The sequence below is a fragment of the Streptomyces sp. MK37H genome, assembly GCF_018035285.1.
Classification (GTDB): Bacteria; Actinomycetota; Actinomycetes; order Streptomycetales; family Streptomycetaceae; genus Streptomyces; species Streptomyces endocoffeicus.
The window spans coordinates 1-9,647 of the sequence record NZ_JAAAYH010000347.1; the positions used below are offsets into that span (position 1 = coordinate 1).

Sequence of the window (9,647 nt, forward strand, 5' to 3'; positions counted from 1 at the left end):
TGGTCATAGGGGGATATGCCCGCGGCCTGCACACGCCCGTCCCAGGCGTAGCGGTAGGCGTCGGTGCTGGTGCGCGGCGGTGCGAGCAGACCCGTGGCGGCGACCGCCGCGCTGCCCGCGAGCACGAACACCGCGGCCTGGCGGGCGCCCAGGCGGCGGACAGTCCAGGCGGCCGCGGCGAACAGCGCCCAGGCGATGGCGTACCAGCGGGACAGCGTGCCGGGCGCGGTGTGGAAGTCGTCCCTGCGGAAGGTGAGGGCGAGGACGGCGGCCAGCGAGCCGAGCAGCGTGGCCAGAGCGAGCGGGGTGATCCAGCGGTGGGCGGTCCGCACCCGCGCGGGCGAGGCGGTCCGCACCCGCGCGGGCGGGGCGGTCCGCGCCCGCGCGGGCGGATCGGGGCGTCCAGGTGGGCGGGGCTCGTCCGCGCCGTCGGGCGGTGGTGCGGGGCGGTCGCGGGCCGGTGGTCGAGGGCCCGGGACGGAGTGTGCCGGGGGCGCCTGGTCGGGCCCCCGGCCGGTCCACCGGGCGAGTCCGCCGGGCCGCAGCAGGCGGCGCAGCGATGCGGGCACGGCTCAGCGCTCCGTGGCGGACCGGGGCAGGGGCGGTGTGCGGCGCAGCGATACGAACCCGCGGTCCCGCGCGGTCCACTGCTCGACCGGGCTCCAGCCCACCGCGTGTGCGTGGTGCAGCAGCGCCCGGACGCCGACGCGGGCCCAGGGGAAGGCCGTTCCCACGTCGCCCCGGCCGTCGTCCACGCGCACCCGCACCCGCTCGTCCACATCCGCCGCGGCGGTCTCCACGATCAGCAGCCCGTCGGGGGCCATGAGTTGGGCGACGCGCGCCAGCAGGGCGCGTGGATCGCCGCCGATGCCGATGTTGCCGTCGATCAGCAGCGCCGTGCCCCAGCGTCCCTCGCCGGGCAGCGGTTCGAAGACCGAGCGGCACAGCGCGGGCCCACCCGCGCGGACCGTACGGGCGACCGCGGCCTGGCTGACGTCGATGCCCAGACAGGGGCGGCCGTGCAGGGCCAGCGCGGCCACCAGCCGGCCGGGTCCGCAGCCGATGTCGAGTATCGGGCCCTGGCAGCGCCGCAGCACGGTCCGGTCGGCCGTGTCGGCGTCCGCGCACCAGCGTTCGACGTCCAGGGGCAGCATCCAGCCGTCGGCCCGGCGCAGGAACAGCGGCCCCCGGCCCGCGTGGAGCGCTCGGACATAGGGGTCGGCGTGCCAGGGTGCGGCCGCGCGGCGAGCGGGCGTCCGCTCGAGCACCGCTCCGTCGTGCACAGACCCGTCATGTACGAATTCCTCGCGCACCGCTCCGTCGTGTACGGACCCCTCGCGCACCGATCCGTTGCGCACCGTCTCAGCCGTGCTCATCGGGCGGTGGCCCGGGACGACAGACGGGCGAGGGTCCGGGCGAACCGCCCACCCGGGGCGTCGGCCGCCACCAATACGGCGTCCTCCGCCGTGTCCACGTCGCGGAGCATCGGCAGGTCGCGCACCCGCAGCCCCGCGTCCGTCAGCCGATGCCGCTGGGCGGCACCGGTGGTGGCGGTGGACATCGGCACGCCTCGCAGCAGTTCGGGGTCCGGTTCGGCCAGGCCCAACGCCCAGAAGCCACCGTCGGCGGCCGGGCCGAACCAGGCGTCGCAGTCGTGCCGGCTTCCCGGGCTCAGCGCGGGGGCGAGGAGAGCGGGGGTGACCTGCGGGGTGTCCATACCGATCAGCAGGGTGGCGCCCCGGCAGGCGGCGAAGGCCGCGGCGAGCCGTTCGTCCAGACCGCCGTCGCACTGCCCCACCACCTCGAATCCCGGCGGCAGCCACGGCCCGGGCCGGCCATCGAGCACCAGCACCCGGCGACGGGCGGGCATGGCGAGCGCGGCGTGCAGTGTGTCGGCGAGGGACGCCTCGGCGAGTGCGGCGGCCTCGGCGGGGGTGTACGGGGGAGTGAGCCGGGTCTTCACCCGCCCGGGCACCGGTTCCTTGGCGATGATGAGCAGCGTCGTCCCGTCCGCGTGGGCCGCCCGGAAGCCGGACTCGTTGCGGACGTGCGCACCGGCGACCGGACGCCCGTCGGCGGTTCCAGGGCCGGAGTCGAGGCGGTCCGGAGCCGAGGGGGCCTCCGCCGCGTGGGCACCCTCGTGTGGCGCGGCGCTCACCGCGCGGCCCTCGTGGGGGTGGCCAGGTCGCGGGCCTCCGGCGGCTGGCGCAGCACGGCGCGCATATCGCGCACCGTGTGCCAGGTGCCCCGCCAGGTGCCGGTGACCTTCGACTTCCCGGTGCGCGGCCGATACGGCACCTCGCGCTCCTCGATCCGCCATCCGGCGTCGGCGGCTCGCACGACCATCTGCAGCGGGTAGCCGCTGCGGCGGTCGGTGAGGCCGAGAGCGAGCAGCGGTTCGCGCCGGGCGGCCCGCAGCGGGCCCAGGTCGCCCAGTGTGAGGCCGGTGCGCCGCCGCAGCATGCGGGTCAGCGCGAGGTTGCCGAGCCTGGCGTGCACCGGCCAGGCCCCCCGCTCCTGGGGGCGTCGCAGGCCCAGCACGAGGTCGGCGTCGCCCGCCGCCACGGTCCGCACGAAGGCGGCCAGCAGCCCGGGGTCGAGCGAGGCGTCGCAGTCGCAGAAGCAGACGATGTCGGCCTCGGCGGCGAGGAGCCCGGTGTGGCAGGCGGCGCCGAAGCCACGGCGGGGTTCGTGGACGACGGTGGCGCCGTGGGCGCGGGCGATCGTGGCCGAGCCGTCCGTGGAGCCGTTGTCCACGACGATGGCGCGCCAGCCGTCGGGGATGCGGGCCAGCACCCAGGGCAGGGCGGCGGCCTCGTCCAGACACGGCAGTACGACGTCCGCACAGGGGAGGGTCGAGTTCGTCACCCGCACCACACTACGAAGGAGAAACCGACATTTCGGGCTTCAGGTTCTTACGAAACGCGGACGTCGGCCGGGCAGCGGGCTCCCCGGCGCCCCCTGGTGCCGCAGCCGGTGTCACGCTGTGGGGCATGCAGCAGAACCCCTCTCCCACCCGCGTGCTCGTCGTCGACGACGACCCGACCGTGGCCGAGGTCGTCGCCGGGTACCTCGGCCGGGCCGGCTTCGCCGTGGACCGGGCGGCCGACGGCCCCGGGGCGCTCGCCCGTGCCGCCGCCCGCCGGCCGGACCTGGTCGTCCTCGACCTGATGCTCCCTGGCATGGACGGGCTGGAGGTGTGCCGCGCGCTCCGGGACAAGGGCCCGGTGCCGGTCATCATGCTCACCGCGCGCGGCGACGAGGAGGACCGGATCCTCGGCCTGGAGATCGGCGCGGACGACTATGTCACCAAGCCGTTCAGCCCTCGGGAGCTGGTGCTGCGCGTGGAGTCGGTGCTGCGGCGCGGCCGGACCGGTCCGCGGGTCCCCGGCTCGTCCGGCCCCGGCCCCGGCCCGGGCGAGGTGACGCACCGGGCCGGGATCACCCTCGACCCGCTGGCCCGGCGGGCCGCCCGGGACGGCCGGGAGCTCGCCCTGACCGTGCGCGAGTTCGACCTGCTGGCCTTTCTGCTGCGCCATCCCGGGGTGGCCTTCACCCGCGAGGAGCTGATGCGCGAGGTGTGGGGCTGGGACTTCGGCGATCTGTCCACCGTCACCGTCCATGTGCGGCGGCTGCGCGGAAAGGTCGAGGACGATCCCGCCGCGCCCCGGCTCATCCAGACCGTATGGGGCATCGGCTACCGCTTCGACGCCCCGCCCGAGACCGACGACGAGGCCCACGACAAGGCCCACGGCGAGGGGCGCGCGGACCAGGGGCGGGATGAGGGACGGGGGCCGGGCTCCGATGCGTGATGTGCTCCTCATGGCGGTGTTCGCCTTCCTCGGCGCGGCGGCGGCCGGTCTGCTGGGCGCGCTGGCGCTGCGGCTGGTGCGCGGCCGTTCGGTCGCGGTGTCCCTCGCCGTCGTCGCCGCCGTCGCGGTCACGGCGATGCTCACCGGGACGCTGGCCGTCGCCTGGGCGATGTTCCTGTCCCCGCACGACCTGACGGTGGTCACGACCGTCTGCGCCATGGCCGCCGTGGTGTCCCTGGCCACCGCGCTGCTGCTGGGCCGCTGGGTGGTGGCGCGCAGCAACGCGCTGGCCCTCGCCGCCCGCTCCTTCGGGGACGGCGGGAGCTTCGCCGCCCCCGATGGCCAGGCCACCGCCGAACTCGCCGCGCTCGGCCGTGAACTGGCCGCCACCAGCGCCAAACTGGCCGCCTCCCGCGAGCGTGAGCGAGCCCTGGAGTCCTCCCGCCGGGAGCTGGTCGCCTGGATCTCCCACGATCTGCGCACCCCGCTGGCGGGGCTGCGCGCGATGTCCGAGGCGCTGGAGGACGGGGTGGCCCCCGACCCGGACCGCTACCTCCGCCGGATACGCACCGAGGTGGAGCGGCTGAACACGATGGTCGGCGACCTCTTCGAGCTCTCCCGCATCCACGCCGGGGCGCTCTCCCTCGCCCCCACCCGGATCTCCGTCTACGACTTGGTCGGCGACGCCCTCGCCGGGGTCGACCCGCTCGCCCGCGAACTGGGCGTCCAGCTGATCGGCGACCACGTGGACCCCATCCCGGTGGAGGTCGACGGCAAGGAGATGACCCGTGTGCTCGGGAACCTCCTCGTCAACGCGGTCCGCCGCACCCCGGCGGACGGCACGGTCGCGGTGTCCGCCGAGCGCGAGGCGGACACGGTCGTGCTCTCGGTCACCGACGGCTGCGGCGGTATCCCGGAGGAGGACCTTCCGCGCGTCTTCGACACCGGCTGGCGCGGCAGCGACGCCCGCACACCCCCGGCGGGCGCCGGTCTGGGCCTGGCCATCGTCCGCGGCATCGTCGAGGCCCACGACGGCCAGGCGGCGGTCCGCAACGTCGACGGCGGCTGCCGCTTCGAGGTCCGCCTCCCCGCCGCCGCGGTGTGAGGGCCTGGCGCTCCCGGACCACCGCAAAGCAGGGGCCCTGCCCCTCAGCCCGCCGCCACGCGAGAGCTCGGTCTCGCTCAAGCCGCCGTCGCCTGAGCGATCCCGTCTGCCTCGAGTGGCGGCGCCTGAGCCCGCCGCCCCTCACAGCGCGTCGCCCGTCACCAACGTGCCGGGACAACACATCTAGTGCCGCGTCAGTCAAGGTTTGCCCGGTAGCGAGGCGTCCTGGTGCGGTCAGCTGCAAGGCGCCGAATCGGCATCGAGGGGCACCGCCCGGACGAAGTCCGGGGGAGGGCCTACTCGGTCGGTTCGGCAACGCCGCCGGGGGCACCTCCCAGCGGTAGCTGGGGGCGGCCGTGCCAGGGCGGCGAGCGGGGCAAACCTTGGCTGACGCGGCACTAGCCAGGGGGCGTCCGACGGATCGTGACGCCTGCGGCGGGAAGGGGCGGGGAGCGAAAAGACCGCCGGATACCCCGTAGGCGCCCCCGCTCCCCTCACACCCCCGCCCGTTGCGGGGCGCGGGCGAATTCGGTCATGCCCTCGTGGAACGACACCGCCGGGCGCCAGCCCAGCTGGTCGCGGATCCGGCGGGACGAGGCGGTGATGTGGCGTACGTCGCCCAGTCGGTAGCCGCCCGTCACCACGGGCGCGGGGCCGCCGAACGCCATGGCCAGGGCCGTGGCCATCTCGCCCACCGTGTGGGGGTCGTCGCTGCCGGTGTTGTACGCGGTCAGCGCGGACGGGGCCACCACGTCCGGCGCCGCCTCCAGGGCGGCGACATTGGCGGCGGCCACGTCACGGACATGGATGAAGTCCCGGCGCTGGCCCCCGTCCTCGAAGACCGTGGGGGCCTCGCCGCGCGCCAGGGCCGAGCGGAAGAAGGAGGCGACGCCCGCGTAGGGGGTGTCGCGCGGCATCCCCGGCCCGTACACATTGTGGTAGCGCAGTGACACCGCGCGGCCGCCCACCGACCGGGCCCAGGCCGCCGCCAGGTGCTCCTGGGCCAGTTTCGTCGTCGCGTACACATTGCGGGGATCGGCCGGGGCGTCCTCGTCCACCAGGCCGGGCCGCAGCGGGGTGCCGCACTCGGGGCAGAGGGGGTCGAAGCGGCCCGCCGCGAGATCCGCCTCGGCGCGCGGGCCGGGACGGACCCGGCCGTGGCGGGGGCAGTCGTGGCGGGAGCAGTCGTAGCGCCCCTCCCCGTAGACGACCATCGACCCGGCGAGGACCAGTTCGCGCACCCCGCGCTCGGCCATCGCCGCCAGCAGCACCGCCGTGCCCAGGTCATTGCAGCCCACATAGGCCGGGGCGTCCGCGAAGTCCTTGCCGAGACCGACCATGGCCGCCTGGTGGCATACGGCGTCCACTCCACGCAGCGCCGCGAGGACCGCCTCCCGGTCCCGCACATCGGCGTGGATCCACTCCCCGTCCGCGGATGGCGGAACCGGATGGGTGGCGGTTGGGTGAGCGGCGGGAAGCAGGGCGTCGAGGACGACCGGCTCATGGCCGTGCTCGACGAGGGCGGTGACGATGTGCGAGCCGATGAAGCCCGCACCTCCGGTGACCAGTACGCGCATGGGGGCGACGCTAGGCCCGAGCGGGGGGCGAAGCCCGCCCCCGCGCCGTTCCGTCACCGCTCCGTAAGACCTTCCGGAGGAGGCGTGGTCACAGAATGGTCACAAGGGGGACGGCCCGGCGTTGCCTTTCACTGCGACCGTGGCGCCCACTCGCGTCCCCTGGGACCCCGTCCCCGAGGCCTGTCCTCCTGGGGCTCCCGGACACGTACACGTTCAACCGGACACGTCTCTCAAGACCGCCGCCATCGACGAACAGAGAGCCACATGACGGTCACCACCGCCCCCGCGGCCCAGCGTCCCCGCTGCCTCAATGACGTCAAGGGATGGTTCCCCAGCCTTGACCAAGTGCTGTTCGACCGCCTTCTGAGCCGCCAGGAGCGCCTCGGACAGCGCGGGGACCTGATGGAGATGGGTGCCTACATGGGCAAGAGCGCCATCTTCACCGCCGCCTATCTGCGGGCGAACGAGCGGTTCACGATCTGTGACCTCTTCGACGCCGAGGCGCCGGACGAGAAGAACGCGGCGGAGGCGCGCAAGTCGTACTCCACCCTGACCCGCACCGCCTTCGAGCAGAACTACCTGGCCTTCTGGGACGACCTGCCGAACGTCATCCAGGGCCCCACCTCGGTCGTGCCCGACCACGTCGGCGCGAACACCTGCCGCTTCATCCACGTGGACGCCTCGCATCTGTACGAGCACGTGGCGGGCGACATCGACACCGCGCACAACACGCTGGTGCCCGACGGTCTCGTCGTCCTCGACGACTTCCGCTCCGAGCACACCCCGGGCGTGGCCGCCGCGACCTGGGAGGCGGTGTTCACCCGTGGCCTGCGGCCCATCTGCCTGTCCACACAGAAGCTCTACGGCACCTGGGGCGACCCGGAGCCGATACAGGACGAGATGCTCGCGGACGAGGAGTGGCGCAAGGGGATGCACACCAGCGTGCAGGAGATCGCGGGCCGCAGGGTGCTGCGGTTCTCGGGGAAGCCCGCGAACCCGACCCCGCCCACCTCCCGCTTCGCCCATGAGCCGCGCGACCCGGCTCCCGCGCCGCGCTCCGCGTCCACCGCACCGGCGTCCGCGCCCGCGGCGCGCCGCCCCACCGCGGTCCGGCGGCTCGCCGCCGATGTGCTCCCGCCGGTCGTCACCCGCGCGATCCGCCGCCGCAGGGGGTAGCCCCGGGCGCGGAGGGAGCCCGGGGGCTGTCTGCCCCTGGGCTCCCAAGGATTCCCGGCGTCTCGGACGGCCTTACCGCCGCCGCAGCGCCGGGTGGTCCGCCACGACCGTGCAGGACCCCGGCGCGATCTCGGTGAACCCCGCGTCGCGCACCACCGGCAGGCCGCTCGCGGTGAGCTCGTCCCACCGCTCGGCCGACGCCGTACGCACCGCCAGCGGGAACCCGGCCTCGCGCCAGGCCGCGCGCGCCGCGTCGTCCAGCTCCCACCAGGCCAGCTGGGCGCCGTGTCCGGCCTGGGCCATCGCCTTGCCCGCCGACATCTCCACATGGGGGCTCAGCCACAGCACCGGACCGGTGGGGCCGGGGGCGGGCGGCGGCTCGGGGTCGTCCAGGTCGGTGCCGGAGACCTGGAGCTTGGCCAGCTCCTTGGGCCAGCCGTCCAGCGGCACCGGCGGGAACACCCGCACCTCGGCGGCCGCCGACGATACTCCGTCCCCGTCCTGGTGCCCGTTTACATCCTCGGCTGTGGCCGGGTCGGGTGCCCGGCCCGTGACCGTGATGCCCGGCAGCCCGGCCGCGCGCCGCCACTCCGCGCCGCGCGCCCGCCGTACGACCTTGCGGATCCGGGCGTCCTGCCAGTCCCGTACGGCCTGGGCCCACTCGCCGTCGGCGGCCGTCGCCCGCTCGTCCGACAGCAGCACCAGCACCGCGCGCGCCGCCGTCTCCAAGGCGTCCGTACGCGCCGGGGGCGCGGCCTTCTCGATCCGGACCACCAGGGGCAGGACGAACTGCGGCGCGGCGTCCCGGTCGGTCTCGGCATGCCGGAAGGGGCTGCTGCGGGCGCCGGATCCGGTGCCCTGGTGAGCGGTCGTCTGGGTGCCGCTCTCGGTGTCGGCGTCGGTGCTGGTCACGCGCCAAGTGTGCCAGGACCGCCGGCAGGCCCCGTCCGGGATCTCCGCCGGACGGGGCCCAGCGCCTCCGCGCGCCGACGGCCTCCCCTCTCCGAGAGGCGCGCCTATGCTCAACCGGCATGAGACTGCGAGGAGTCGGCCGCCGCTACGGCCTGGGCGGACCGTGGGTGCTACGGGGTGTCGATCTCGAGGTGCCGCCGGGTTCGCTGACCCGTATCCAGGGGCGCAACGGCAGCGGCAAGTCCACGCTGCTGCGGCTGCTCGCCGGGATCGACGCCCCCAGCGCGGGCCGGATCACCGGCCGCCCGGCCACCGCCTACGTCCCCGAGCGGTTCCCTGCTGAGCTGCCCTTCTCCGCCCTCGGCTACCTCACCCACCTGGGCCGGATCCACGGGCTGTCCCGCGCCGCTGCGGCACGCGGGGCGGCGGAGTGGCTGGAGCGGTTCGGCGCGGACGGCTACGCCGGCACCCCGCTCGCCGAGCTGTCCAAGGGCACCAGCCAGAAGATCGCCGTGGCACAGGCGCTGCTGGCCGCCCCCGGCCTGCTGGTCCTGGACGAGGCGTGGACCGGTCTCGACCAGGCCGCACGCGGGGTGCTGGACACGGCGGTCGCCGAGCGCGTCGCCGACGGCGGCGCGGTCGTCTTCGTCGACCACGACCCACGCCGCCTCGCCGGGGCGGCGGACCGCGTCCTGCGCGTCACCGAGACCCGGCTGGAGCCGGTGGACGGCACGGTTCGGCCGTCGACGGCGCAGAACGGGCCCGGTGTCAGGCCGAACGGGCCCGGTGCCGGGCCGCGGGTGCGGGTGGAGGCCGAGGGAGCGCCGGGGGCCGGGCCGCCCGGTGAGCTGTCGGGCGCGGTGGTGCGCGAGTACGGCCCCGCGCCCGGGCACGGGGCCGCGGGCACCGGTCCGGCGGGGCGGGGCGTACGGCTGACGGTCGAGGTCGGCGTCGCCGACTCCGATGGCCTGCTCCGCACCCTGCTGACCGCCGACCCGCCCTGGCACATTCGCGCGGTGACGACCATCAACGACAACGACACCCAGGAGCCCGCCCAAGGGGCGA

The 9,647-nt window shown here is 75.4% G+C and carries 9 protein-coding genes and 1 pseudogene; 4 read left to right on the top strand and 6 right to left on the bottom strand.

Annotated features, from left to right (window positions below; genetic code table 11):
• The 4 genes and pseudogenes from GWI24_RS33555 to GWI24_RS33570 all read right to left on the bottom strand — a co-directional run.
• A pseudogene (locus GWI24_RS33555) lies at positions 1-569 on the bottom strand (hypothetical protein); the annotation flags it as partial.
• Positions 570-572: 3 nt separating this feature from the next.
• The gene (locus GWI24_RS33560; protein WP_210949827.1) at positions 573-1,376 is read right to left on the bottom strand and encodes a methyltransferase domain-containing protein; all 804 of its coding nucleotides are present in this window, start codon (positions 1,374-1,376) and stop codon (positions 573-575) included.
• Positions 1,373-1,999, bottom strand: coding sequence for a DUF2064 domain-containing protein (locus tag GWI24_RS33565; protein WP_247617221.1), 627 nt, complete (start codon positions 1,997-1,999; stop codon positions 1,373-1,375). The genes GWI24_RS33560 and GWI24_RS33565 overlap by 4 nt, the downstream gene beginning before the upstream one ends.
• A gap of 155 nt (positions 2,000-2,154) precedes the next feature.
• Positions 2,155-2,877, bottom strand: coding sequence for a glycosyltransferase family 2 protein (locus GWI24_RS33570; RefSeq protein WP_210949829.1), 723 nt, complete (start codon positions 2,875-2,877; stop codon positions 2,155-2,157).
• Positions 2,878-2,993: 116 nt separating this feature from the next.
• On the opposite strand from GWI24_RS33570, the gene GWI24_RS33575 reads away from it, so the two are divergent.
• Positions 2,994-3,812 carry a response regulator transcription factor gene (locus GWI24_RS33575; RefSeq protein ID WP_210949830.1) on the top strand — a complete coding sequence of 273 codons (819 nt, stop codon included), beginning with the start codon at positions 2,994-2,996 and terminating at the stop codon, positions 3,810-3,812.
• Positions 3,805-4,917, top strand: coding sequence for a sensor histidine kinase KdpD (locus tag GWI24_RS33580; RefSeq protein WP_210949831.1), 1,113 nt, complete (start codon positions 3,805-3,807; stop codon positions 4,915-4,917). The genes GWI24_RS33575 and GWI24_RS33580 overlap by 8 nt, the downstream gene beginning before the upstream one ends.
• A gap of 494 nt (positions 4,918-5,411) precedes the next feature.
• Here the strand turns inward: GWI24_RS33580 and GWI24_RS33585 are convergent, their stop codons facing one another.
• Positions 5,412-6,494, bottom strand: a complete 1,083-nt coding sequence (locus GWI24_RS33585) for an NAD-dependent epimerase/dehydratase family protein (protein ID WP_210949832.1) — start codon at positions 6,492-6,494, stop codon at positions 5,412-5,414.
• Positions 6,495-6,758: 264 nt separating this feature from the next.
• Between GWI24_RS33585 and GWI24_RS33590 the strand changes: the two genes are divergently transcribed.
• Positions 6,759-7,670: a class I SAM-dependent methyltransferase gene (locus GWI24_RS33590; protein ID WP_210949833.1), complete on the top strand. Its 912-nt coding sequence runs from the start codon at positions 6,759-6,761 to the stop codon at positions 7,668-7,670.
• 72 nt (positions 7,671-7,742) lie between these two features.
• Here GWI24_RS33590 and GWI24_RS33595 read toward each other — a convergent pair whose 3' ends face one another.
• Positions 7,743-8,582, bottom strand: coding sequence for a peptidyl-tRNA hydrolase (locus GWI24_RS33595; protein WP_210949834.1), 840 nt, complete (start codon positions 8,580-8,582; stop codon positions 7,743-7,745).
• Between the two features lie 119 nt (positions 8,583-8,701).
• On the opposite strand from GWI24_RS33595, the gene GWI24_RS33600 reads away from it, so the two are divergent.
• Positions 8,702-9,647, top strand: a 946-nt coding sequence (locus GWI24_RS33600) for an ATP-binding cassette domain-containing protein (RefSeq protein WP_210949835.1), incomplete at its 3' end; no start/stop codon positions are given.